A 24,145-nucleotide genomic window follows, 5' to 3' on the forward strand; every position below is an offset into this window, starting at 1 on the left:
ACGACCTCCTGCACCGAGCGGGCGAGATGCGCGAGCACTCGGTCGAGGTCGTGGTGCCCGAGCGGCTCGGCGAGGGCCAGGTCGCCGTGCAGGCGGGCGCCGTGCTCGACCTCGACGTGCGGCTCGAGGGCCTGCACGACGGCATCCTCGTGTCCGCGACCGTCACCGGCACCGCGACCGGCGAGTGCAGCCGGTGCCTGAAGCCGATCGCCGAGCCTGTCGAAGTCGATATCGCCGAGCTTTTCGCGTACGATGTCGACGAAGCTTTTGACTACCAGGTTCATGAAGACCATGTCGACCTCGAACCTGTCGTCAGAGACGCAGTGGTCCTGTCACTGCCCTTCCAGCCGGTCTGTCGTCCGGACTGCCCTGGACTCGACCCGGTGACGGGCGAACGAGTAGAGGACATCCCCGACTACCAGCCCCGTGAAGGCGTCGATCCCCGGTGGTCGGCCCTCGCAGGGTTCCAGGCTGAGGCACCTGCCGACACCGAACCGGGCGACACCACGTCGCGGCCCGACACGTCGGCCTGAGACCACCCGCGTCACCTACCCACGTCAGACCCAGGCCCCCGCGGGGGCCGCAACAGAGAAGAGAACCTCATGGCCGTTCCCAAGAGGAAGCAGTCACGCTCGAACACCCACGCACGTCGGTCGCAGTGGAAGGCCACTCCCGTCCAGCTGGTGAAGACCATCGAGAACGGCAAGGTCACCTACAGCCTCCCTCACCGTGCCAAGGTCGTCGAGGACAGCGCCGGCACCGCCCTGTACATGGAGTACAAGGGCCGCAAGGTCGCCGACGTCTGAACCCGTCACCCGTGACCACGTCACACTCCGATCAGCCCGCGTCGAGCATCCGTGCCGACCGGGCTGATCTGTTGTCCCAGCTCGGCATCGAGGTGCGAGAGGACCTGATCGAGCTCGCCCTCACCCACCGGTCGTACGCGTACGAGCACGGCGGCATCGCCAACAACGAGCGCCTCGAGTTCCTCGGCGACTCGATCCTCGGGCAGGCCGTCACGGTCATGCTCTTCACCGAGAACCCCGACCTCGACGAGGGCGAGCTGGCCAAGCGCCGAGCGAGCCTCGTCAGCACGGTCGCCCTCGCCGAGGTCGCCCGCAACATCGGGCTCGGCGCACACCTCCGCCTCGGTCGCGGCGAAGAGCTGACCGGCGGGCGCGACAAGCCGTCGATCCTCGCCGACACCGTCGAGGCCATCATCGGCGCTACCTACCTCGACGCCGGGGGCGAGGCCGCCACCGCCTTCGTCCTGCGCCTCGTCGCGCCGCTCCTCGTCGACCCCGCGCGCTTCGGCGCGGCGATGGACCCGAAGACGAGCCTGCAAGAACTCAGCGCGGCCCGCGGTCGCGGGATGCCGTCGTACCACGTGACCGACAGCGGGCCCGATCACGACAAGCGGTTCCACGCGGCCGTGCGCCTCGGCGACTCGCCGGACGACGTCGCCCGCGGCACCGGCAGCAGCAAGAAGCAGGCCGAGATGGCCGCGGCGCTCGAGGCCTGGACGCGGCTCTCGAGCACCGACCGCTAGCCCGTGCCCGAGCTCCCCGAGGTCGAGGTCGTCCGCGCGGGCCTCGCGCCCGTCGTGGCCGGCGCCGTCGTCACGGGCGTCACCGTGCTCGACGACCGGTCGCTCAAGCGGCACCGTGGCCCGTCCGACGACTTCGTCGACCGCCTCGTCGGCGGCACCCTCGACTCGGCGGTGCGCCGTGGCAAGTTCCTCTGGTTCCCGTTCGAGCCTGCCGAGCGGCACGACCATCCCCTCGCCCTCGTGGCGCACCTCGGCATGAGCGGCCAGGTGCTGCTCCGCAGCTCCGACCACCCTGCCGACCGGCTGATGCGGATCAAGCTCGACGTCGACAGCCCGCAGCTCGGCGCCGTCCGGCTGGCCTTCGTCGATCAGCGGATCTTCGGCTCGATGGCCCTCGACGAGACCGTGCCCACGCCGGACGGCCGGGCGGCCGGCTACGCGGGGGCGCACCTGCTCGGGTCGGCAGCGGCGGCGCCTGCCGCTGCTGCAGAGCCAGAGCCAGCGGTAGAGGCAGCGGCACAGGCCGCCGCTCCCGGTCCTCCGACAGGGGAGTGGCTCGCCCGCGTCCCGCAGCAGGTCGCCCACATCGCCCGCGACCCGCTCGACCCCGCCTTCGACGAGGCAGCCGTCATCACGCGCCTCCTGGCCCGCCGCACCGGCGTCAAGCGCGCCCTGCTCGACCAGGGCCTGCTCAGCGGCGTGGGCAACATCTACGCCGACGAGAGCCTGTGGGCGGCGCGCGTGCACCCCGAGCAGCCGACGGAGGCGCTCTCGCGGACCCGCGCGCGCCTCCTGCTGTCCGAGGTCAGGGCCGTGCTGCTCAAGGCCCTCGGCGAGGGCGGCACGAGCTTCGACGCGCAGTACGTCAACGTCAACGGGCAGTCCGGCTACTTCAGCCACAGCCTCGCCGCCTACGGGCAGCAGGGCCGCCCGTGTCCGCGCTGCGGCACCCTGATCGTCCGCGAGGCGTTCATGAACCGCTCGAGCCACCTCTGTCCGCGCTGCCAGCGTGTCCGCGTCGCCTGACGCCCCCGCCGCTAAGCGTCCCGCCGCGCCCCGCCGCTCCGCGCCCCGCCGCGCCCCGCCCCGCCGCTCCGCGTCCCGCCGCGCCCCGCGCCCGCTCCTCCCTCTGCGCCTCCCGACCCGCGCAGCCGCGCCCGCGCCGTCGTACCCGCACCCGCACCCCACGTGAGTCGAGGGCGGGTCAACGGCACCGAGGGCGGGTCGCCGCCTACCCGCCCTCGACGCAGTCGACCCGCCCTCGACGAGATCACGCGGCAGCCGTGCCGGCCTGCGCCGCCCTGCCCGCGCCTCCCGGGCCGGAGGCCGCCGCTCGCCTATCCTCGGAGGGACGCCGCAGACCGTGTCGACACGTCACCTGACGGAGGGGAGGAGGGGCGCGTGCACCTGAAGAGCCTCACCCTCAAGGGCTTCAAGTCGTTCGCCTCGCCGACCACCTTCGCGTTCGAGCCGGGCGTCACCTGCGTGGTCGGGCCCAACGGCTCTGGCAAGAGCAACGTCGTCGACGCGCTCGCCTGGGTGATGGGCGAGCAGGGCGTGAAGTCGCTCCGCGGCGGGACCATGGCCGACGTCATCTTCGCGGGCACCTCGACCAGGGGCCCGCTCGGCCGGGCGCAGGTCGTGCTGACGATCGACAACTCCGACGGCGCGCTGCCGATCGACTACGCCGAGGTGACGATCAGCCGCACCCTCTTCCGCAACGGGGGCAGCGAGTACGCGATCAACGGCGAGGGCTGCCGGCTGCTCGACGTGCAGGAGCTGCTGAGCGACTCCGGCCTCGGCCGCGAGATGCACGTCATCGTCGGCCAGGGCCAGCTCGACGCGGTGCTGAGGGCCACGCCGGAGGAGCGGCGCGGCTTCGTGGAGGAGGCTGCGGGCATCCTGAAGCACCGGCGCCGCAAGGAGAAGACCCTCCGCAAGCTCGACGCCATGCAGGCGAACCTGACCCGGCTGAGCGACCTCGCCGGCGAGATCCGCCGTCAGCTCAAGCCGCTGGGCCGTCAGGCCGAGGTCGCGCGCGAGGCGCAGACCATCGCGGCCGTCGTGCGCGACGCGAAGGCGCGCCTCCTCGCCGACGAGGTCGTGGGCCTCCGCGACGTGCTCGCCCGCCAGTCGAGCAGCGAGGCCGAGCGCCGAAGCGAGCGGAACGTGCTGCAGGAGCAGCTCGACCAGGCGAAGGCCCGCGAGCAGCGGCTCGAGCAGCAGATGGTCGGCGACGCCGTCGACGAGGCGCGCCGGGTCGCCTTCGGGCTCGAGTCGGTCGAGGAGCGCCTCCGGGGCACCTCGAGCCTGGCCCGTCAGCGACTCCAGCTGCTCGCCGAGCAGTCCGACCAGCCCGAGCTGCCCAGCACCGTGAGCGCCGGCATGATCGCCGACGCCCGGGACGAGGCCGAGAGGCTCCAAGGAGGTGTGGCCCAGGGCGAGCAGGCCCTCGCCGACGCGCGCGCCGCCACCGTCGCCGCCCGGGCCGTGCTCGAGGCGCTCGACGACGAGATCGCCGCCCAGAGCGCGCTCGTCTCCCGACACGACCTGGTGCTCGGCCAGCTGCGGGGCGCACTCGAGGTCGCGCAGTCGCGGCTGGCGGCCGTCCGAGGCGAGGTGCTCCGGCAGGGGGCGGCGCGGGAGGCGGCGGTCGCGCGCCGGGACGCGGGCCGGGCCGAGCTCGCCCAGCTCGAGGAGGAACGGGCGGGCGCATCGGCGGGCGACGCCCACAACGACGCGGACGATGCAGACGACAGCGCCGACGGGGCCGGCGACGTGGCCGACGGGGCAGGTGGCGACCCGGTCGACCACGAGGCCGTCCGTGCCGAGGCCGAGCGCGCCTCCCTCGAGCTGCAGGCCGAGGTCGACGACCTCCGCGACCGCCTCCACACGGCCGAGCGCGAGCGCGACGCCCTGGCCGCGCGCCGTGGTGCCCTGACGATGGCGCTCGACCGAGCGGACGGCACGACGGCCCTCGTGGCCGCCGAACGCCCGGGAGTCCGCGGTGCCGTCGCCGAGCACGTCCAGGTGCGGCCGGGCTACGAGGCCGCCGTCGCCGCAGCTCTCGGCAGCGTGGTCGACTCCGTCCTCGTCGACGACCTCGACGCTGCGTTCGCCGCAGTCGCGCACGCGACCGACGCCGAGCTGGGGCGGGTGGAGGTCGTCGTGGCTACGCCCGAGCGGGTGCTGCCCGTCCTCGACGTCGAGCTGCCGCCGGGGGCCGTGACCGCCTCGTCGGTCGTCGACGCGCCTCCTGGCGTCCTCGGCCTGCTCGCGAGCACGGTCGTCGCCGACGACCTGCCCACGGCCCGCGCCGCCTGGGCTGCCCTGGCCGCGCACCCGCTCCCGGTCACCGTCATCACGCGCTCCGGCGAGGTGCTCACCGACTTCGTCCTCCGTGGCGGCTCGGGCGTCGAGCGCTCCCGCCTCGAGCTGGTCGCCGAGCGCGACGCCGCGGCCGAGCGTCTCGGCGAGGTCGAGGCCGAGGTCGCCCGGCTCTCCGCCCTGCACAGCACCGCGGAGGAGGCGCTGGCCTCGTCCCGCGCAGAGGCTGCGGAGGCCGCCCGCTCGGCCCGCGAGCAGGCTGCGGAGGCCGCGCGGTCGGCCGCGGAGGCCGCCCGCCTGGCCCGCGAGCAGCAGGCGGCCGTCGCGGCCGCCGAGCAGCAGCTCGCCCGTCTGCGCGCCCAGGTCGACGCGGCCGAGGCGGAGGAGGCGCGGCTGGGGGAGTCGCTGGCGGCCGCGGAGCAGGGGGCCGTCACGGCCCAGGCCGCGGTCGACGAGGCCCGCGCCGGGCTCGACGCGCACGCCTCTCGTCCGCGTCCGATCCTCGACGCCTCGGCCCGGGACGGGGTGCTCGCCGAACTCGAGCAGGCCAGGGCCGCGGAGATCGAGCGCCGGGTGCAGCTCGAGACGATCCGTGAGCGGGTGCGTGCCGAGGCGGCCCGCGCCGTCGACCTGCAGCGCCAGCTCGACGAGCAGCGGGCCGCCGCCGACGAGCACGCCAGGCGCACCGTCGTCCGTCAGCGCGAGATGCGGCGCACGTCAGGTGTGCTCGCGGCGCTGCCCGCGGTGCTGGACGCCGTCGGCCGGTCGCTTGCCGAGGCGCGGCGGGAGCTCGCCAGGCAGGAGGCGGCGCGGACGCAGCAGAACGAGGAGCTCATGACGCTCCGGCGCGACGAGCGAGCCCTGCGCGAGCGGCTGCACGGCGTGACCGAGAACGTGCACGGCCTCGAGATGGAGATCTACGAGAAGAAGCTGCACCTCGGGCAGCTGCTGGAGCGCGCGGCGTCCGAGCTCGGGCTCGACGACGAGGTGCTCGTGGCCGAGTACGGCCCCGACGTGCTCGTGCCCGTGCCGGGCGCGGGCGCCGGCGCCGGTGCGAGCTCGGCTGACGGCCCCGACGGCGGTCCCGACGGGGCCGCAGCCGAGGGCACGCCGTACGACCGAGCCGAGCAGACGGCCCGGCTCGAGGCGGCGAGCCGCAAGCTCGCCCAGCTCGGCCGGGTCAACCCGCTCGCCCTCGAGGAGTTCTCGGCCCTCGAGCAGCGCCACGCTTTCCTCACCGAGCAGCTCGCCGACCTCACGAGGACGCGGCGCGACCTGCTCGCGATCATCGACGAGATCGACGAGAAGATGCAGACGGTCTTCGCGAGCGCGTTCGCGGACACGCAGGCCGCGTTCGACCGCGTGTTCCCCGTGCTCTTCCCCGGGGGCAGCGGCTCGCTGCTGCTCACCGACCCCGACGACCTGCTGACGACCGGCATCGAGGTCTCGGTGCGACCGGCAGGCAAGAAGATCGAGCGGCTGTCGCTGCTGTCGGGCGGGGAGCGCTCGCTGGCCGCGGTCGCACTGCTGATCGCCATCTTCAAGGCCCGGCCGAGCCCGTTCTACATCATGGACGAGGTGGAGGCGGCGCTCGACGACGCGAACCTCGGCCGCCTCCTGGCGATCTTCGAGGACCTCCGCGAGACCAGCCAGCTCATCGTCATCACGCACCAGAAGCGCACGATGGAGATCGCCGACGCTCTCTACGGCGTCTCGATGCGGCAGGACGGCGTGAGCGCCGTCGTCGGCCAGCGAGTCGTCACCGACCGCACGACGAGCGACCGTGCCGTCGGGCAGGGGGCCGAGGCCCCGGCCCAGGCCCCGACGGGCGCGTCGAGCTAGACGGTCCGGTCGTTGATCGAGACGACCTTCCAGGCCGACCCGTCCCACTCGACCGTGTTGGCGGCGGCGTTCTCGATGTGCGGCACCTCGGCGCCCATGATCTCGGCCAGGGTGAAGCGGATGATCGTGCCGTGGCAGACGACGACGATGTGCGCGTCGGGACCGTCGAGCGGCAGACGGGTGTCGCGGATCATCTCGAGCGCGCCGAGACCGCGTGCGGCGACCGACTCCCGGGGCTCGATGTCGGGGAACGACTCGTTCGGCTCGTCGGGGATGGGGGAGTCGGGCACCCAGCCCTCACGCGAAGCGTAGTCGCGCTCGATCAGCTCGTCGTAGGCGTCGCCGAGCTCGATGCCGAGCTCGGCCGCGATGATCTGCGCCGTCTCGCGGGCGCGCATCAGCGGCGACGAGACGATCGCCGACCACTCGGCTCCGGCGAGCACGCGGGCTGCCTCGAGGGCCTGGCCGCGGCCGGTGTCGTTCAGCGGGACGTCCGACGACCCCTGCAGCTTGTCCTGGCTGTTCCAGTCGGTCTGTCCGTGTCGGATGAGCTCGAGTCGCATGTGCCTGTGGTTCCGTCCTGGTGTCGCGGTCGTGGTGCTGTGGTGTCGCTGTCGTGCTGTCGTGCTGTCGTGCTGTCGTGCTGTGCCGCCGTGGTGGTGCAGTGGCACCGAGCCGAGGAGGCGGTGCGCGCGTCCCGTGGACGAGCGCACCGCCTCCTGCGCCCTAGCGCTCGTCGGCCTCGGCCTCGGCGGTCGTGGCGGGCAGCTTGTTCGGGATGCCGTCGCGCTTCGTCTTGCGGAGGCTGAGGACCGTCGCGACGGCGATGGTCAGCAGGATGAACCCGAGCGAGAACCAGATGGGGATCTCGGGGATCCACTCGATCGGCTGGCCGCCGTTGATGAACGGCACCTCGTTGACGTGCAGGGCGTGGAACACGAGCTTCACGCCGATGAACGCGAGGATGACCGCCAAGCCCTGGGCCAGGTACACGAGGCGCTCGAGCAGGCCGGAGATCAGGAAGTACAGCTGGCGGAGGCCGAGCAGCGAGAACGCGTTCGCGGTGAAGACGATGTACGCCTCCTGTGTCAGGCCGAAGATCGCGGGGATCGAGTCGAGGGCGAAGAGGACGTCGGTGAGGCCGATGGCGAGCATCACCAGGAACAGCGGCGTGAAGAGGCGCTTGCCGTTCACCTTGGTGGTCAGGCGGTCCTCGTCGTAGTCGTCCGACGTGGGGACGATGCGGCGGAGCGTGCGGATGAGCTTGCTGTCCGCCTGGTCGCCGTCGTCGTGGCCGCCGCGGACCTGGCTGTACGCGAGCCAGAAGAGCAGGGCGCCGAAGAGGTAGAAGACCCACGAGAAGTTGTCGATGATCGCGACGCCGGCCGCGATGAAGAGACCGCGCGAGATCAGGGCGATCGCGATGCCGACGAGCAGCACCTTCTGCTGGTAGATCCGCGGCACGGCGAAGCTCGTCATGATGATGAGGAACACGAAGAGGTTGTCGACCGAGAGGGCCTTCTCCGTGATCCAGCCGGCGAAGTACTCGCCGCCGTAGGTCCAGTTCGAGAAGACGCCGACGCCGACGCCGAACAGGATCGCGATGCCGATGTAGACGATCGACCAGAAGGCCGACTCGCGGATCGTGGGCTCGTGCGGGGTCTTGACGTGGCTGTAGAAGTCGAAGATCAACAGCCCGAGGATGCCGGCGATGGTGATCGCCCAGGTGAGGAAGTGGACGTCCATGGTGTACCTCCAGTACGCGACGGGTACTGAAGGTCTCTTCCGCCCAGTCGGCCGTCCAGGGAGCCTGGACGATCGAGGACCGACGCACCGGGTCGAGATCGGTCTCTTCCGTATTGACGATGACGCCGCGAGGGAGTACTCCCCTTCAACCCGCTGAGCTTACATGCACTGCAACGGTCTCGGCAGTCGTCGGCCGGGGAACGAGTCCGCGCCGGGTCGCCCCGCGCCGGCCCCGCGCCGCCCGGCTCGCACGGGTCGTTAGGCTGTGGCGCATGGCTTCCCCCTGGTCCCTGTCCGGTGCCCTCCGCGGCATGTTCGCGAAGAAGACGATCGACGACACCACCTGGGACGAGCTCGAGGAGGCGCTGATCGGTGCCGACTTCGGCCCCGACGTCACCGAGCAGGTCGTCGACGACCTGCGCGAGAAGGTGCAGCGCTACGCGACGACCGACCCGGCCGACCTGAAGCGCATGCTGCGCGAGACGCTGGAGGAGCGCCTGTCGGTGCTCGACTCGACCCTCAAGCTGAGCGCCCGTCCCGCGGTCGTGCTGATGGTCGGGGTCAACGGCGTCGGCAAGACCACCACCATCGGCAAGTTCGCCAAGTTCCTCCGCAACTTCGACCGCTCGGTCGTCGTGGGCGCGGCCGACACGTTCCGGGCCGCCGCGGTCGAGCAGGTCGCGACCTGGGCCGAGCGCGCCGGCGCGCAGATCGTCCGGCCGCAGCAGCCCGGCCAGGACCCGGCCTCGGTCGCCTTCCAGACGGTCGAGTACGCGATGCGCGAGGGCATCGAGATCGTCCTGATCGACACCGCCGGCCGCCTGCAGACCAAGTCCGGCCTGATGGACGAGCTCGGCAAGATCAAGCGCGTCGTCGAGAAGCAGACCGAGATCGCCGAGGTGCTGCTCGTGCTCGACGCGACCACGGGCCAGAACGGCCTCGCCCAGGCGCAGGCCTTCATCGAGCACGCCGGCGTCACGGGGCTCGTGCTGACCAAGCTCGACGGCTCGGCCCGCGGCGGGTTCGTGCTCGCCGTGCAGGAGCAGACCGGCATCCCGATCAAGCTCGTCGGCCAGGGCGAGGGCATCGCCGACCTCACGGGCTTCACGCCCCACGTCTTCGTCCAGAACCTGATCGGCTAGGGCGCCGAGGGCGCCGAGGTCGGCTAGTCCACTCGCGCCCGCGCCCGACCCCGCGCCGGCGTCACACGGCCTGGCGCCCCGGCCCTGCGTCGAGCAGGTGCCGCAGCTCGGGCGGCACCGTCCGCCCCTGGGCGACCGTCGTCCTGGCCCACAGCCGACCAGCGCGGTACGACGACCTGACGAGCGGCCCCGCCAGCACGCCGCTGAAGCCCATGTCCTCCGCGATCTCGCGGAAGTCGACGAACTCGTCGGGGCGCACCCACCGGGCGACGGGCAGGTGCCGGGGGCTCGGGCGCAGGTACTGGGTGAGCGTGATGATGTCCGTGTCCGCCTCCCGCAGCCGCTCGAGGGCGTCGATCACCTCGTCGCGTTCCTCGCCCATGCCGAGGATGAGGTTCGACTTCGTCACGAGGCCGGCGTCGTGCCCCTGCCGGATGACGTCGAGCGACCGCTCGAAGGTGAACGCCGGCCGGATCCGCCGGAAGATGCGCGGCACGGTCTCGACGTTGTGCGCGAACACCTCGGGCCGGGCGTCGAACACCAGCCCCAGCAGGTCGGGACGACCGTCGAAGTCGGGCACGAGGATCTCGACGCCCGTGCCCGGGTTCAGCTCGTGCACCAGCCGGATGGTCTCGGCGTACAGCCACGCGCCTCCGTCGTCCAGGTCGTCGCGCGCGACGCCCGTGACGGTCGCGTACCGCAGAGCCATCTCGCGGACCGACTCGGCGACGGAGAGGGGCTCGCGCCGGTCGAGGGGGCTCGGCTTGCCCGTGTCGATCTGGCAGAAGTCGCAGCGCCGGGTGCACTGCGACCCGCCGATCAGGAACGTCGCCTCGCGGTCCTCCCAGCACTCGAAGATGTTGGGGCAGCCTGCCTCCTGGCAGACCGTGTGCAGGCCCTTGTCCTGCACGAGGTCGGTGAGCGCCCGGTACTCGGGGCCCTGGCGCGCGGTCGTCCTGATCCAGGCGGGCTTCTTCTCGATCGGGGTCTGCACGTTGCGCGCCTCGACGCGCAGCAGTCGGCGCCCGTCGGGCGCGGTCGGCGTCATCGTCGAGCCTCGGCGGGCACGGGGGCCAGGTGCCGGGCCGGCGCGGGGGAGATCGACGCGAGGTAGGCGACGAGCTCGGACTCGAGGGCGTAGACCACGTCGGCCACGGTGACGAGCCGGCCGGAGGCGCGGGTCAGGCTCGTGACGCCCGCGTCCGCGATGCCGCAGGGCACGATCCGGTCGAAGGCCCCGAGGTCGGCGTCGCAGTTGAGCGCGACGCCGTGCGTCGTGACGCCCTGGTCGACGCGCACGCCGACGGCGCCGACCTTCTCGTCGCCGTGCGGGCCCCTGACCCAGGCGCCGCTCCGTCCTCCGACGCGCTCGGCCCGGACCCCGGCCGCCGCGCAGGTCGTGATGAGGCAGGCCTCCAGGGCGCGGACGTGGGCGACGACGTCGAGCGGCTCGGGCAGCCGCACGATCGGGTAGGCGACGAGCTGGCCGGGGCCGTGCCACGTGATGCGGCCGCCGCGGTCGACCGTCGTGACCGGCGTCCCGTCGGTCGGCAGGTCGCCCGGCCGCGTCGAGGTGCCCGCCGTGTAGACGGAGGCGTGCTGGCAGAGCACGAGGGCCCAGTCCACGCCACCCGCCGCCACCTCGGCGTGCAGCCGACGCTGCAGCCGTCGTCCGTCGTCGTGGTGGAGCAGCGGGCCGGAGAGGCCGAGGCGTCGTGTCGTCGTCGTCATGGTCGCAGGTTAGCCCCGTTGATGTACCGAGTACAGAAAAGGCGTGCGTGTCGCTCTCGCCCCCGGATGACGGACGCCGCCCGGTCAGTTAAGATGGGGCCACCATGGCCACATTCGGAACCCTCTCTGACCGCCTCGCGGACACGTTCAAGAACCTCCGCAACAAGGGCAAGCTCACGCCCGCCGACGTCGACGGCACCGTCCGTGAGATCCGGCGTGCGCTGCTCGACGCCGACGTCGCGTTCGAGGTCGTCAAGGCGTTCACGACCAAGATCCGCGACCGCGCCCTGGGCGACGAGGTGAACAAGGCCCTCAACCCGGCCCAGCAGGTCGTGCAGATCGTCAACGAAGAGCTGATCGAGATCCTCGGCGGCCAGCAGCGCCGCCTCGAGTTCGCGAAGAACCCCCCGACCGTCATCATGCTCGCGGGCCTCCAGGGCGCCGGCAAGACGACCCTCGCCGGCAAGCTCGCGAAGTGGCTCGCGAAGGACGGCCACACGCCTCTCCTCGTGGCCTGTGACCTCCAGCGCCCCAACGCCGTACAGCAGCTCCAGGTCGTGGGCGAGCAGGCGGGCGCCGCCGTGTTCGCGCCCGAGCCGGGCAACGGCGTCGGCGACCCGGTCAAGGTCGCCAAGCAGGCGATCAAGTTCGCCCGTGACAAGGTCTACGACACGGTCATCGTCGACACCGCCGGTCGCCTGGGCGTCGACGCCGAGCTGATGAAGCAGGCCGCGAACATCCGCAAGGCGATCGATCCCGACGAGGTCCTCTTCGTCATCGACGCCATGATCGGCCAGGACGCGGTCGCGACCGCCAAGGCCTTCCAGGCGGGCGTGGACTTCACCGGCGTCGTGCTCTCGAAGCTCGACGGCGACGCGCGCGGCGGCGCGGCCCTCAGCGTCGCGTCCGTCACCGGCCGACCGATCATGTTCGCCTCGACGGGCGAGACGCTCGACGCCTTCGAGCCGTTCCACCCCGACCGCATGGCGAGCCGCATCCTCGATCTCGGCGACATCCTCTCCCTCATCGAGCAGGCGCAGGGCGCCTTCGACGAAGAAGAGGCCAGGGCCGTCGCGGAGAAGATCGCGACCGACAACTTCACCCTCGACGACTTCCTCAAGCAGATGCAGCAGCTGCGCAAGATGGGGTCGATCAAGGGCATGCTCGGCATGCTCCCCGGCGCGAAGGGCATGCGCGAGCAGCTCGAGAACTTCGACGAGCGCGAGATCGTGCGCACCGAGGCGATCATCCAGTCGATGACCCCTCAAGAAAGGGCGCTGCCGAAGCTCCTGAACGGCTCGCGTCGACTCCGCATCGCGCGAGGCTCCGGCATGACCGTCACCGACGTCAACCAGCTCGTGCAGCGCTTCGAGCAGGCCTCGAAGATGATGAAGACCGTCGCCAAGGGCGGCGTGCCGCAGGTGCCAGGCATGGGCCCGATCCCCGGAGCGTCCTACGGCGGCAAGAAGCAGCAGCCCAAGAAGAAGGGCTCGAAGGCCGGCAACCCCGCCAAGCGCGCGGCGCAGAACGCGGCCCTGGCGTCGGGCGGGTCGGCAGGCGGCTCCGGCGGCTCGGCGGGCGGCTCGGGCTTCGGCCTGGGCGGCGGCGCGGGTGCAGGCAAGGCACCCAGCGAAGAAGAGCTGGCGTCGCTGCAGAAGATGCTCGGTCGCGGCTAGCGGCAGACCGGGGGCGCAGGCCCTCGAGAGCGCAGGAGGCGCGGGTCGGCCGACCCGCGCCTCCTCTCGTTCACGAGGCGGGCGCGATCCCCTCGCGGAGCTCGCGCACGAGCGACGAGACGACCGGTCGCAGATCGCCCCCGTGCTGTGCGGAGACGGTGAGCTGCCGCTGGTAGCTCGCGCCGCGCTCGACGATCGTGTCGACCCCGCGGAGCTGCTCGAGGCAGCCGAGTCGCTCGGCGACCGGCTCGAGGTCGACCAGCAGGTCGCGCAGGTCGTCGGTCACCAGGCGCTCGTTCCCGGCGGCGTCGAGGATGACGATCGCGTCCATGCCGTAGCGGGCCGCCCGCCACTTGTTCTCGCGGACGAACCAGGGCTGCATCTGCGCGGGCTCGTGGCCCTGGTCGAGCTTCGTCGACATGTCGTCGACGAGGCACTGGACGAGCGCTGCCATCGCCCCGACCTCCTCGAAGGTGGAGATGCCGTCGAAGACGCGGGTCTCGAGGGTGCCCCACTTCGGCGAGGGACGGATGTCCCAGCGCAGCTCGCTGTGGTCGTCGATGACGCCGGTGTGGGTCATGTCGGCGACCATCTCCTCGTAGTTCGCCCAGGCGCCGAACTGCGGGGGGAGGCCCGCGGTCGGGAGCTGCTGGAACATGAGGGCCCTGTTGGACGCGTAGCCCGTCTCCTCGCCCACCCAGAACGGGCTCGAGGCGGTGAGCGCCTGGAAGTGGGGGAGCCAGGTGAGCAGGCCGTTGAGGATCGGCAGCACCTTGTCGCGGGAGTCGATGCCGACGTGCACGTGGACGCCCCAGATCATCATCTGGCGGCCCCACCAGCGGGTCCGGTCGATCAGCGTCGCGTACCTCTCCTTGTCGGGGGTGACGTCCTGGTCGGCGTACCGGCTGAAGGGGTGGGTGCCCGCGCACATCAGGTCGGCGCCGAGCAGCTCGGCGCTGGCCTCGACGTGGTCGATGGTCGAGCGGAGGTCGTCGACGGCGTCGGAGACCCTGCGGTGCACGCCCGTCACGACCTCGACGGTGTTGGTGAGCAGCTCGCCGGTGAGGCGCTCCGGGCCGTCGTCGTTCAGGTGCGCGAGGTCGGCGAGGACGGCGGGCGCGTGCGGGGCGAGCTCGCCGCTCTGCTGGTCGACGAGGGCCAGCTCCCACTCGACGCCGAGGGTCGACGGCTCGGAGCTCGTGAAGTCGATGCGCATGCTGCCTGCTCTCTCGTCGGGGGCTGCGGAGCCCCGGCTGCACCATCCTGGCAGCCGCGTGCGATCGGGGTCCGTCGACACGATCGCGGTGGAGTGGCAGATCGGCCTCCGGGTCTGCAACAATGGTGGGTCGAGTCTTCGGTCGTCCGACCCTCTAATCAGGTGGCCGCCAGACCTCATAGAGCTTTCGAGCCGAGTGTGCCCCCACGCTCACGGCTAGCAACTCGCCCACATCACATCACACAGGAGAATTGTGGCTGTCAAGATCCGTCTCAAGCGCATGGGCAAGATCCGTGCTCCGTACTACCGCATCGTCGTCGCCGACTCGCGCACCAAGCGCGACGGTCGTGTCATCGAGGAGATCGGCAAGTACCACCCCACCGAGGAGCCCTCGTTCATCGAGGTCGACTCCGAGCGTGCGCAGTACTGGCTCGGCGTGGGCGCCCAGCCCTCCGAGCAGGTCGCCGCCATCCTCAAGCTGACCGGTGACTGGGGTCGCTTCAAGGGCGACGCCGACGCCGTCAGCACCGTCAAGACCAAGGCCCCGAAAGAGACCTTCGTCGCCGACGAGAAGAAGAAGCCCGTGCTCGTCCCCAAGTCGGAGAAGCCCGCCAAGGCCGAGCCCGCCGAGGCCCCTGCCGAGGCTGCTGACGACGCCGAGACCACCGAGGCGTAGTCAGTGCTCGCACCTGCACTCGAACACCTCGTCCGGGGGATCGTCGATCACCCGGACGAGGTGCAGGTCGTCGAGTCGTCGTCGCCCCGCGGCGACGTGCTCGAGGTGCACGTCCACCCCGACGACCTCGGGCGGGTCATCGGCCGCTCCGGCCGCACCGCCAAGGCGCTCCGCACGCTCGTGACGGCGATCGCCGACGGGAAGCGCGTCCGGGTCGACGTCGTCGACAGCGACTCCTGAGCCGTGGCAGCCACCGACAAGACCCAGCTCCGCGTGGGCCGGCTCACCAAGGCGCACGGCCTGAAGGGCGCGCTCAAGCTCGAGCTCTTCACCGACACCCCCGAGCAGCGCTTCACCCCCGGCGCCTCGTTCACCCTGCAGGTCCCCGAGACCAGCGAGTGGAGCGGCAAGACCCTCACGCTCGCTGAGCTCCGCTGGTACAACGGCCACCCCGTGGGCTTCTTCGAGGGCGTCGACGACCGCACCGGTGCCGAGTCCCTCGTCAAGGCGATCCTCTGGGTCGACCAGGATCTCGACGAGCTCCCCGAAGAAGACGACGCCTGGTACCACCACCAGCTCGTCGGCCTCCGGGTCGAGCGCGACGGCGTCGTCGTCGGCACCGTGGCGCGTGTCGACCACCTGCCCGCGCAGGATCTCCTGGCCGTCGACACCGAGCACGGCGAGGTGCTCGTGCCGTTCGTGAGCGCGATCGTGCCCTCGGTCGACATCGAGGCCGGCCTCGTGACCGTGACGCCGCCTCCTGGTCTCTTCGAGGACCTCGCGGACGACGCTGCCGACGCTGACCCGGCCGCTGCCGACCCGGCCGACGCCGAAACGGCTGATGCCGAGACGGCGGACGGCGCAGCCGAGACCGAGGCGGACGCCGCAGACGACTCGACCCGCTCCGCCGACGAGAACTGACGGCGGCGCGGTGCGCATCGACATCGTGTCGATCTTCCCGGAGTTCTTCTCCGTGCTCGACATCTCGCTGCTCGGCAAGGCCCGCCAGCAGGGTCTCCTCGACGTCGCGGTGCACGATCTGCGTGACTTCACGCACGACCGGCACCGCACCGTCGACGACACCCCGTACGGCGGCGGAGCCGGCATGGTCATGAAGCCCGAGCCGTGGGGCGAGGCGCTCGACCACGTGCTGGGCGACGACGCCGACCCGGCCTCGACGACGGTCATCGTGCCGTCGCCGGCGGGAACGCCCTTCACCCAGGCGCTGGCGCGCGAGCTCGCCGCCGTGCCGCACCTCGTCTTCACCTGCGGGCGCTACGAGGGCATCGACCAGCGTGTCGTCGAGCACGCGTCCTCGCGCGTCACCGTGCGCGAGATCAGCCTCGGCGACTACGTGCTGAACGGCGGCGAGGTCGCCGTCACGGCGATGATCGAGGCCGTGGGGCGTCTCGTCCCCGGCGTCGTCGGCAACCCGGAGAGCCTCACCGAGGAGAGCCACGAGGGCGGCCTGCTCGAGTACCCCAGCTACACGAAGCCCGCCTCGTGGCGCGGCCTGGACGTGCCGCCGGTGCTGATGGGCGGCAACCACGGCGCCATCGCCTCGTGGCGGCACGAGCAGCAGCTCGAGCGCACGCGGCGAGTGCGACCCGACCTGCTCGGCTGACCACCGCCTCCTCGCCTGGCTCGCTGCCCCGGGTGCTCTCAAATTCGAGAGTGATCCGGATGCGAGCCCCTGGTCCGGCCCGGTCCCGACGCCTCGCGGGCGCGGATCTGTCTCGCTCTGGGACGCCTGCGCGATGGTTTCGCAAATGCCGACCGGCGAGGCTGCAACAGCTGGATATCCGGGTGCTGCAGCACCCTCCCAGGCTGTTCCGTCGGGTTCTGCGGCGTCCCGCCCGGCCTGGGCAGGATCCCTCTCGCTCTGCGGACACCAGGCGGCGGACTCCAGACGGCCGGCACGGCGAGGTGCGGCGTGCACGTCGAGACGTACCTTCGCAGCCAGTTCTCCGCCGGGCGCCCGTACCCTCGGGGCATGGCGATCCGTCGAGTCCTGTACCGCCTCCTCTGGCCTGCCGTCTTCGTGCTGCCCCTGTGGGTGCTGTTCGGGCGGGCCTTCTTCGGCGTGCCGCTCGGGCTGCAGGTCCTCGGGCAGCTCGTGCTGGTGCCGTTGCTCTTCGTCGGCCAGGCCGTGGCCGCCGGCGTCGTCACGGCTCGGCGCAGCGTCCGCGACGAGCGGGCCGTGTCGTGGATCGACGCTGGCCTGCTCGTGGTCACGTGGGCGGCCCAGCTCGCCCTCGGCTTCTTCCTCGTCGACGGGTCCGCCGCCTCCTCGGCATCGTCGGCCTTCACCCGGGTGGTGCCCGGCGGCGACCTCGACCTGTCCAGCGCGCTGTTCGGCCTGTCGGCCGTCGTGACCGTCGCCGGCGGCCTCGGCCTGCTCGCTGCTGCCGTGTGGCAGTTCCTGGCGGAGGCGCGGCACCGGGTGACGGCGTCGCTCGCCGATCTCGACAGGGTCGCCACGGCTGCCAGGGTCGACGCCCGCGCCGCAGGGGTCGCTGCGGGGGACCCCGCCCGGGTCATCCGCATCTCGCCGCGGGAGTAGCGCCGGGGCCGCTCGTCCGCACGACCGTCGCGGTGGCGACAGGGTGCGCGGCTGTGGCATGATTGACGCTTGTGCCTGGGCACGACTCTGCCTCAGGGGAGTCTGCCTCACCAGAGCACGTCATCTTCATCACCAGATGGTGGGCATCCACCACGAACGGCAGTCGACCTGTGGCGGCTGCAGAGAGCGAACTACCATGCACATCCTCGACGCGGTCGACTCCGCCAACCTCCGCTCGGACGTCCCCGACTTCCGCGCCGGCGACACCGTCAAGGTGCACGTCAACATCATCGAGGGCACGCGCTCGCGAGTCCAGGTCTTCCAGGGCGTCGTCATCGGCAAGCAGAACGAGGGCATCCGCGAGACCTTCACGGTCCGCAAGGTCAGCTTCCAGGTCGGCGTCGAGCGCACCTTCCCGGTCCACTCGCCGGTCATCGACCACATCGAGGTCGTCAGCCGTGGTGCCGTCCGTCGCGCCAAGCTGTACTACCTCCGCGAGCTCCGCGGCAAGAAGGCCAAGATCAAGGAGAAGCGCGACAACTGACCCCGTCGCACGATCTTCACCGAGCTCCCCGCCCTATACGATGGCGGGGAGCTCGGGCGGTTAAATTGACTAATGCATCCCTGCGGCGCCGTCTGCGCCGCCCCCGTCGTGACGACGACCGCAAGCGCGGCATCGGCACGTTCCTGCGCGACGTGGTCATCATCTTCCTCGCCGCGCTCCTCATCTCGTTCCTGATCAAGACGTTCCTGATCCGGTCGTTCTACATCCCCAGCGGGTCGATGGAGGACACGCTGCAGATCAACGACCGCATCATCGTCAACGAGCTCGTCCCCGACCTGGTCGACGTGAAGCGCGGCGACGTCGTCGTCTTCACCGACCCGGGCGGCTGGCTCGAGGGCACGGCCCCGGTCGCCCCGGCCTCGGGCGGCCCCGTCTCCGACGGCCTCTCGTGGTTCCTCACCCAGGTGGGCCTCGGCGCCCAGGACAGCAACGACCACCTCATCAAGCGGGTCATCGGGCTGCCCGGCGACACCGTCGAGTGCTGCAACGACTACGGGCAGATGTCGGTCAACGGCGTGCCCGTCGAGGAGCCGTACGTGAAGTTCCCGCCGGGCGAGACGCGGGTGTCCGGCGACGACTTCTCCGTCACCGTGCCAGAAGGGTCCCTCTGGGTGATGGGCGACAACCGGTACAACTCGAAAGACTCCCGGTACAACCGCGAGACGCCGAGCCAGGGCTTCGTCCCGATGTCCGACGTGGTCGGCCGGGCCTTCGTGATCAGCTGGCCGTCGACCCGGTGGACGTGGCTGGGCGACTACCCCGAGGTCTTCCGCGGCACCGAGCGCGACGGCGAGTGATGGCGGTCGTCGATCCCACCCTCGACGTCGAGCGCGAGCTGCACGCCGCCGGTGCCACCTGGGTGATCGGCTGCGACGAGGTCGGCCGCGGCGCCATCGCGGGCCCCGTGGCCGTCGGCCTCAGCGCGGTGCATGCCGAGTGCGGCGAGATGCCCCTCGGCCTGCGCGACAGCAAGCTGCTCAGCGAGAAGCGCCGAGAGGCGCTCTATCCCGTCGCGACGAGCTGGGTGCAGGCCCACGCGGTCGGCCTGGCCGAGGCACACGAGGTGGACAGGATCGGCATCGTGGCGGCCCTCGGGCTCGCAGGCAGGCGCGCGCTCACCGCGCTGCACGAGGCGGGGGTGGGCATCATGAGCTCGGTCGTCGTCCTCGACGGCAACCACGACTACCTGTCGCCCGCGCTGACGACCGTGCCCCGCATCACGACCCGCGTCAAGGCCGACCGCGACTGCGCGTCCGTGGCCGCCGCCTCCGTCATCGCCAAGGTCCACCGCGACCGCATGATGATCGAGGCCGATCTCGAGCACCCCGGCTACGGCTGGGCGGGCAACAAGGGCTACGGCTCGGGAGCCCACTACGCCGCCCTCGGCGAGCTCGGCCCCTCGCCCCTGCACAGGCTCACCTGGCTGCACTGAGACCCGATCGGCTGAGACCAGGACGACGGCGCCGAGACGTCCCGGCGTGACGCCCGCCCGTGGCCGCGTAGGATGACTTCTCGATGGACGAGGACGAGTTCGAAGACTACGACCGTGAGGTCGAGCTCGCGTTGTACCGCGAGTACCGGGACGTGGTGTCGCAGTTCCGCTACGTCGTCGAGACGGAGCGGCGCTTCTACCTGGCCAACGAGGTCGATCTCGTGCGCCGCGACACGGAGCACGACTTCTACTTCGAGCTGACGATGACCGACGTCTGGGTGTGGGACGTCTACAGGTCCGACCGCTTCGTGAAGTCGGTCCGCGTGCTCACCTTCAAGGACGTGAACGTCGAGGAGCTGACGGCCCGTGACCTCGAGCTGCCCAAGGAGCTCGCGCTCGACGAGTAGCTCCTCCCTCCCCAGCTGAGCTGGTCCGGGCGCCCGTCCCCAGGGACGCGTCCCCGGCGGGCGGGCTCGAGCTCACCTGCGGCACAGTCCGTGCAGGAGGTCGAGATGGCGAAGAAGGACGAGACGGGTCGGCACGGCGAGGTGCTGGCAGCCCGCTGGCTCGAGGGGCGCGGTCTGCGCGTGGTCGAGCTGAACTGGCGGTGCCGTGAGGGCGAGATCGACGTCGTCGCGCTCGACGGCGACGAGGTCGTGGTCGTGGAGGTCAAGACGCGGCGGGGGATCGGCTGGGGTCATCCCCTCGAGGCGGTCACCCCCGCGAAGCTGGCCCGGCTTCGACGCCTGGCCGGGGCGTGGCTCGAGGCCCACCCGGGAACGGGCAGCGGGGTGCGCATCGACGTCGTCGGCGTCGTCCTCGGCCGTACCCCGGCCGACGACGAGATCTCGCACGTGCAGGGTGCCGGAGCGTGAGCGTCGGTCGGACGAGGGCCGTGTCGCTGCTCGGCCTCGAGGGAGCGCTCGTCGAGGTCGAGGCGGACATCGGCCCCGGCCTGCCGGCGTTCGTCATCATCGGGCTGCCGGACGCCTCGCTCGGCGAGGCTCGCGACAGGGTGCGGGCGGCGGCCACCAACGCCGGGTGCGCCCTCCCGGCGCGCAAGCTGACGGTCAACCTGTCGCCGGCGTCGCTGCCCAAGCACGGCTCGTCGTTCGACCTGGCGATCGCGATGGCGGCGTTGGCGGCCTCGGGGCTCGTCTCGGCGCAGTCGGTTGAGGAGGCGGTCCACCTGGGCGAGCTCGGCCTCGACGGTCGCGTCCGCCCCGTCGACGGGGTGCTGCCGGCCGTCCTCGCCGCGCGGCGGGCCGGAGTCTCGACCGTCGTCGTCCCGGCGGACGCGGTCGACGAGGCGTCGTTGGTGCCCGGCATCGTCGTGGTGGGCGTCGCGAGCCTCCGTGAGGCCGCCATCCGCCACGGCGCCGAGCTCGCCCCCGAGCCCGTCGACGCGATCCGCCGAGCTCGGCCCGACGATCCGGGGCGCGAGGTCTCCGACCTCAGCGACGTCATCGGCAACTCCGACGCCGTCGAGGCGCTGGTGGTCGCCGCGGCCGGGGGCCACCACCTCCTGATGGTGGGCCCGCCGGGTGCAGGCAAGAGCATGCTCGCCGCGCGTCTCCCGGGGCTCCTGCCGGACCTCGACGTCGACGAGGCGCTCGAGGTCAGCTCCGTGCGCTCGTTGTCGGGCCGGCCGGTGGGCGGCGAGCTCGAGAGGCGCCCGCCGTTCGAGGATCCCCACCACACGTCGAGCGCCGCGGCCATGGTCGGGGGCGGCAGCAGCGTGATCCGCCCGGGAGCAGTCACCCGGGCGAGCCGGGGCGTGCTCTTCCTCGATGAGGCACCCGAGTTCTCGCAGTCGGTGCTCGACTGCCTCCGCCAGCCCCTCGAGTCCGGACAGGTCGTCATCCACCGGTCCCGGGCCGTGGCCCGCTTCCCGGCGAGGTTCCAGCTCGTGGCCGCCGCCAACCCGTGTCCGTGCGGGCAGCACGGCACCCGCGACGGCGACTGCGTCTGCACGCCGATCCAACGACGGCGGTACCACGCCAAGTTGTCGGGTCCGCTCGTCGACCGCATCGACATCCAGCTGCAGGTCGCCCGCATCAGCTCGGCGCAGTTCCGCCTGGCCGAGACCGCCGAGGTGGTCACGACGGCGGCGGCACGGGCACGGGTCGAGGAGGCGCGGCGTCGGTCGGCCGCCCGGCTCGCCGACACCCCGTGGCGGCTCAACGCCGAGGTGTCGGGCACCTGGCTGCGGTCTCCGGGCCGTCGCCTCCCGCTGTCCTCGACCCGGCCGATCGACCGCGCCCTCGAGTCGGGCGCACTCACCATGCGGGGCTACGACCGCGTGCTCAAGGTCGCGTGGACGCTCGCCGACCTCGACGGGGTGGACGTGCCGGGTCACGGACACGTCGCCAGGGCACTCGGCCTGCGGCGGTCGCTGTGAACGCGCTGCTCTCGGCCAGCTCGGCCGACCTCGTCGACCTCGTCGCCGGGGTGCGGCCGGACGAGCCGTCCCGGTGCGATCCCGTCGACGCGTTCGGGCTGGCGGCGTGGAGCGGCGTCGCGTCGGACGGCGACGCGGCGGCGGGTGCCTGCCGCCGGGCCCTGGGGCCGGCCGTCTCGCTCCGGCTGGTGATCGAGTCGCTGGCGTCCCGGCGCTCGGAGCTCGACCCCGGGGTGCTCGGGGCGCGGATGGTCGAGGCGGGCGTGCCCGAGGTCGACCGCCTCGAGCTGCACCGGGCGCTCAGCCGGTGGGCTCCTCGGGTCGAGGCCGGCACCGTCCGCGGGTGGTTCCGGTCCGCCACGGCCCTGGGCGTCCGCGTCCTCGTGCCGGGCGACACGTCGTGGCCGTCGGCCCTCGACGACCTCGGCGACCACGCGCCGGCGGCCCTCTGGCTGCGCGGCGGCGGTCGGCTGCCCGAGACAGGGGCAGGGGTGGCCCTCGTCGGGGCACGGGCGGCGACGTCCTACGGCGAGCAGGTGGCCGCAGACCTGTCGAGCGGGCTCTCCGACCGTGGGCTGGTCGTCGTCTCGGGCGGCGCGTACGGCGTCGACGGCATGGCCCACCGCGCCGCCGTCGCCTCGGACGCAGGCACGATCGCGGTCATGGCCGGGGGCGTCGACCGCTTCTACCCGACCGGGCACGACGACCTCCTGCGGGCCGTGCTGCGCGACGGCCTCATGGTCTCCGAGTCACCGTGCGGCACCATGCCCCACCGTTTCCGGTTCCTCAGCCGCAACAGGCTGATCGCGGCCCTCAGCGCGGTCGTCGTCGTGGTCGAGGCCGGCCGTCGCTCCGGCTCGCTCAACACGGCCGGCCACGCGACCGCGCTGGGTCGTCCCGTCGGGGCCGTGCCGGGCCCCGTCACGTCTCCGCTCTCGGCGGGCTGCCACGCGCTCCTCCGCTCGGGCCTCGCGACCTGCGTCACCGGGGTGCCCGACGTCGTCGAGCTGGTGGGCGGGCAGGAAGACCTCGTCGAGCAGGCCTGGCAGTCAGAGCAGCCCGTCGACGTCAGCCGGGTACAGGACGCCCTCAGCGCGCGGGTCGAGCGCAGCACGGACGAGGTGGCCGCGGCCTCCGGCCTCTCGCTCACGACGGTGCGGACCCTCCTGGCCGAGATGGAGGCCGACGACCTGGTCGAGAGGCGGCCCGCCGGGTGGCGTCGACGCCCTGCCCCGCCACGTGGGTAGCCTGACGACGTGCGAGCGACGAGCGGCGGCCCCGGGGCGCGGGAGACGACCGAGGTCGGCCGCGAGGGGCGGCGCAGGCCGTGACGCGCCTCCTCGGCGACGTCGAGCGGTTCCTCGCCCACCTCCGTGACGGCCGCGGGCTCAGCGAGCACACCGTCCGGGCCTACGCGTCCGACCTCGACGACCTCGACGCCCACGCCGCCGAGCGGGCCGGCCGGCCGCCGGTCACCGCCGACCTCGACCTCGAGCTGCTGCGCGACTGGCTCTGGCGCTCGACCGAGTCGGGCCTCGCGCGTACGACCCTCGCGCGGCGGGCCTCGAGCGCCAGGGCCTTCACCCGCTGGCTGGACGAGACCGACCGGACGCCCGCGGACGTGGGCGTGCGACTGCGCGCCCCCAAGGCGGAGAGCCACCTGCCCCGCGTCCTCACCTCGCCGCAGATCGACGGCGTGCTGCGGTCGCTCGCCGTCAGGGCCGACACGGCCGACCCCGGGGCCGTGCGCGACCTCGCCGTCGTCGAGCTGCTCTACGGATCGGGCCTGCGCGTGTCCGAGCTGGTGGGCACCGACGTCGGCGACCTCGACCTCGGACGGAACACCGTCCTCGTGACGGGCAAGGGCGGCAAGCAGCGGGTCGTGCCCTTCGGGATCCCCGCGGCCGAGGCCCTCGACCGGTGGCTCGCCCTCGCGAGGCCGGCGCTCGCCGCGGTCGTCCCTGCAGACCCCGGCCGAGCCCACGACGCGCGACGGGCGGCGTTCCTCGGCGCGGGCGGCGCCCGGCTGGGCACCCGAGCCGTGCACAGGCTCGTGGCGGGACTGCTCGTCGACCTCCCGGGGGGCGGACCGGCCGGCCCCCACGCCCTGCGGCACACCGCGGCGACCCACCTGCTCGACGGCGGCGCCGACCTCCGCGCCGTGCAGGAGCTGCTCGGGCACGCCAGCCTCGGCACCACGCAGATCTACACGCACGTGTCGACCGAGCGGCTCCGCGAGAGCTACCGCACGGCCCACCCCCGGGCCTGAGCCGTCGGCG

Annotated in this window: 25 protein-coding genes; 20 read left to right on the forward strand and 5 right to left on the reverse strand. The window is 72.3% G+C overall.

Annotated features, from left to right (window positions below):
• Positions 1-26: 26 nt before the first annotated feature.
• From JOE35_RS07015 to smc, 5 genes are all read left to right on the forward strand, one after another.
• Positions 27-533, forward strand: a complete 507-nt coding sequence (locus JOE35_RS07015; protein WP_209560488.1) for a DUF177 domain-containing protein — start codon at positions 27-29, stop codon at positions 531-533.
• Positions 534-602: 69 nt separating this feature from the next.
• Positions 603-806: a 50S ribosomal protein L32 gene (rpmF, locus tag JOE35_RS07020; protein WP_043593937.1), complete on the forward strand. Its 204-nt coding sequence runs from the start codon at positions 603-605 to the stop codon at positions 804-806.
• Between the two features lie 11 nt (positions 807-817).
• Complete coding sequence (gene rnc, locus JOE35_RS07025; RefSeq protein ID WP_374099697.1) at positions 818-1,549, forward strand: ribonuclease III; 732 nt, start codon at positions 818-820, stop codon at positions 1,547-1,549.
• Positions 1,550-1,552: 3 nt separating this feature from the next.
• Positions 1,553-2,575 (forward strand): DNA-formamidopyrimidine glycosylase family protein, encoded by a 1,023-nt coding sequence (locus JOE35_RS07030; RefSeq protein WP_209560489.1) that lies wholly within the window; start codon positions 1,553-1,555, stop codon positions 2,573-2,575.
• A gap of 375 nt (positions 2,576-2,950) precedes the next feature.
• Positions 2,951-6,718, forward strand: a complete 3,768-nt coding sequence (smc, locus tag JOE35_RS07035; RefSeq protein ID WP_209560490.1) for a chromosome segregation protein SMC — start codon at positions 2,951-2,953, stop codon at positions 6,716-6,718.
• Here smc and JOE35_RS07040 read toward each other — a convergent pair.
• Entirely contained in the window at positions 6,715-7,281 is a 567-nt protein-coding gene (locus JOE35_RS07040; protein WP_209560491.1) for a histidine phosphatase family protein, read from the reverse strand. The genes smc and JOE35_RS07040 overlap by 4 nt on opposite strands.
• Positions 7,282-7,444: 163 nt before the next feature.
• The gene (locus tag JOE35_RS07045) at positions 7,445-8,464 is read right to left on the reverse strand and encodes a TerC family protein (RefSeq protein ID WP_209560492.1); all 1,020 of its coding nucleotides are present in this window, start codon (positions 8,462-8,464) and stop codon (positions 7,445-7,447) included.
• A gap of 272 nt (positions 8,465-8,736) precedes the next feature.
• On the opposite strand from JOE35_RS07045, the gene ftsY reads away from it, so the two are divergent.
• Positions 8,737-9,606, forward strand: a complete 870-nt coding sequence (gene ftsY / locus JOE35_RS07050) for a signal recognition particle-docking protein FtsY (RefSeq protein ID WP_123546443.1) — start codon at positions 8,737-8,739, stop codon at positions 9,604-9,606.
• Positions 9,607-9,667: 61 nt separating this feature from the next.
• On the opposite strand, the gene lipA is transcribed toward ftsY, so the two are convergent.
• Entirely contained in the window at positions 9,668-10,654 is a 987-nt protein-coding gene (gene lipA / locus JOE35_RS07055) for a lipoyl synthase (RefSeq protein ID WP_209560493.1), read from the reverse strand.
• Positions 10,651-11,337, reverse strand: coding sequence for a lipoyl(octanoyl) transferase LipB (gene lipB / locus JOE35_RS07060; RefSeq protein WP_209560494.1), 687 nt, complete (start codon positions 11,335-11,337; stop codon positions 10,651-10,653). Before lipB ends, lipA begins: the two co-directional genes overlap by 4 nt.
• A 104-nt stretch (positions 11,338-11,441) precedes the next feature.
• Between lipB and ffh the strand changes: the two genes are divergently transcribed.
• A complete protein-coding gene (ffh, locus tag JOE35_RS07065) occupies positions 11,442-13,013 on the forward strand; it encodes a signal recognition particle protein (protein WP_209560495.1) in 1,572 nt (523 codons plus the stop codon).
• A 70-nt stretch (positions 13,014-13,083) separates the two neighbouring features.
• On the opposite strand, the gene JOE35_RS07070 is transcribed toward ffh, so the two are convergent.
• Positions 13,084-14,229 (reverse strand): glutamate--cysteine ligase, encoded by a 1,146-nt coding sequence (locus JOE35_RS07070; protein ID WP_209560496.1) that lies wholly within the window; start codon positions 14,227-14,229, stop codon positions 13,084-13,086.
• 253 nt (positions 14,230-14,482) lie between these two features.
• On the opposite strand from JOE35_RS07070, the gene rpsP reads away from it, so the two are divergent.
• The 13 genes from rpsP (at position 14,483) to JOE35_RS07135 (ending at position 24,135) form a co-directional block, all read left to right on the forward strand.
• Positions 14,483-14,905 (forward strand): 30S ribosomal protein S16, encoded by a 423-nt coding sequence (gene rpsP / locus JOE35_RS07075; protein ID WP_209560497.1) that lies wholly within the window; start codon positions 14,483-14,485, stop codon positions 14,903-14,905.
• Between the two features lie 3 nt (positions 14,906-14,908).
• Positions 14,909-15,145 carry an RNA-binding protein gene (locus tag JOE35_RS07080; RefSeq protein WP_123546439.1) on the forward strand — a complete coding sequence of 79 codons (237 nt, stop codon included), beginning with the start codon at positions 14,909-14,911 and terminating at the stop codon, positions 15,143-15,145.
• 3 nt (positions 15,146-15,148) lie between these two features.
• The gene (rimM, locus tag JOE35_RS07085) at positions 15,149-15,826 is read left to right on the forward strand and encodes a ribosome maturation factor RimM (RefSeq protein WP_307802978.1); all 678 of its coding nucleotides are present in this window, start codon (positions 15,149-15,151) and stop codon (positions 15,824-15,826) included.
• A gap of 10 nt (positions 15,827-15,836) precedes the next feature.
• Entirely contained in the window at positions 15,837-16,529 is a 693-nt protein-coding gene (gene trmD / locus JOE35_RS07090) for a tRNA (guanosine(37)-N1)-methyltransferase TrmD (RefSeq protein WP_209560498.1), read from the forward strand.
• A 369-nt stretch (positions 16,530-16,898) separates the two neighbouring features.
• Positions 16,899-17,468, forward strand: coding sequence for a hypothetical protein (locus tag JOE35_RS07095; protein WP_209560499.1), 570 nt, complete (start codon positions 16,899-16,901; stop codon positions 17,466-17,468).
• 196 nt (positions 17,469-17,664) lie between these two features.
• Complete coding sequence (gene rplS, locus JOE35_RS07100) at positions 17,665-18,012, forward strand: 50S ribosomal protein L19 (RefSeq protein WP_043596315.1); 348 nt, start codon at positions 17,665-17,667, stop codon at positions 18,010-18,012.
• A 65-nt stretch (positions 18,013-18,077) separates the two neighbouring features.
• Complete coding sequence (gene lepB / locus JOE35_RS07105; RefSeq protein ID WP_374099698.1) at positions 18,078-18,830, forward strand: signal peptidase I; 753 nt, start codon at positions 18,078-18,080, stop codon at positions 18,828-18,830.
• Positions 18,830-19,465, forward strand: a complete 636-nt coding sequence (locus JOE35_RS07110; protein ID WP_209560500.1) for a ribonuclease HII — start codon at positions 18,830-18,832, stop codon at positions 19,463-19,465. The genes lepB and JOE35_RS07110 overlap by 1 nt, the downstream gene beginning before the upstream one ends.
• A gap of 83 nt (positions 19,466-19,548) precedes the next feature.
• On the forward strand, positions 19,549-19,872 hold the full coding sequence (locus JOE35_RS07115) for a DUF2469 domain-containing protein (protein ID WP_123546435.1): 324 nt from the start codon (positions 19,549-19,551) through the stop codon (positions 19,870-19,872).
• Between the two features lie 105 nt (positions 19,873-19,977).
• Positions 19,978-20,340 (forward strand): YraN family protein, encoded by a 363-nt coding sequence (locus JOE35_RS07120; protein ID WP_209560501.1) that lies wholly within the window; start codon positions 19,978-19,980, stop codon positions 20,338-20,340.
• Positions 20,337-21,866 (forward strand): YifB family Mg chelatase-like AAA ATPase, encoded by a 1,530-nt coding sequence (locus JOE35_RS07125; protein ID WP_209560502.1) that lies wholly within the window; start codon positions 20,337-20,339, stop codon positions 21,864-21,866. Before JOE35_RS07120 ends, JOE35_RS07125 begins: the two co-directional genes overlap by 4 nt.
• Positions 21,863-23,113, forward strand: a complete 1,251-nt coding sequence (dprA, locus tag JOE35_RS07130) for a DNA-processing protein DprA (RefSeq protein ID WP_209560503.1) — start codon at positions 21,863-21,865, stop codon at positions 23,111-23,113. Before JOE35_RS07125 ends, dprA begins: the two co-directional genes overlap by 4 nt.
• A gap of 80 nt (positions 23,114-23,193) precedes the next feature.
• Positions 23,194-24,135: a tyrosine recombinase XerC gene (locus tag JOE35_RS07135; RefSeq protein WP_209560504.1), complete on the forward strand. Its 942-nt coding sequence runs from the start codon at positions 23,194-23,196 to the stop codon at positions 24,133-24,135.
• The last annotated feature ends 10 nt before the right edge of the window (positions 24,136-24,145 follow it).

This window comes from Frigoribacterium sp. PvP032, from assembly GCF_017833035.1.
GTDB lineage: Bacteria > Actinomycetota > Actinomycetes > Actinomycetales > Microbacteriaceae > Frigoribacterium.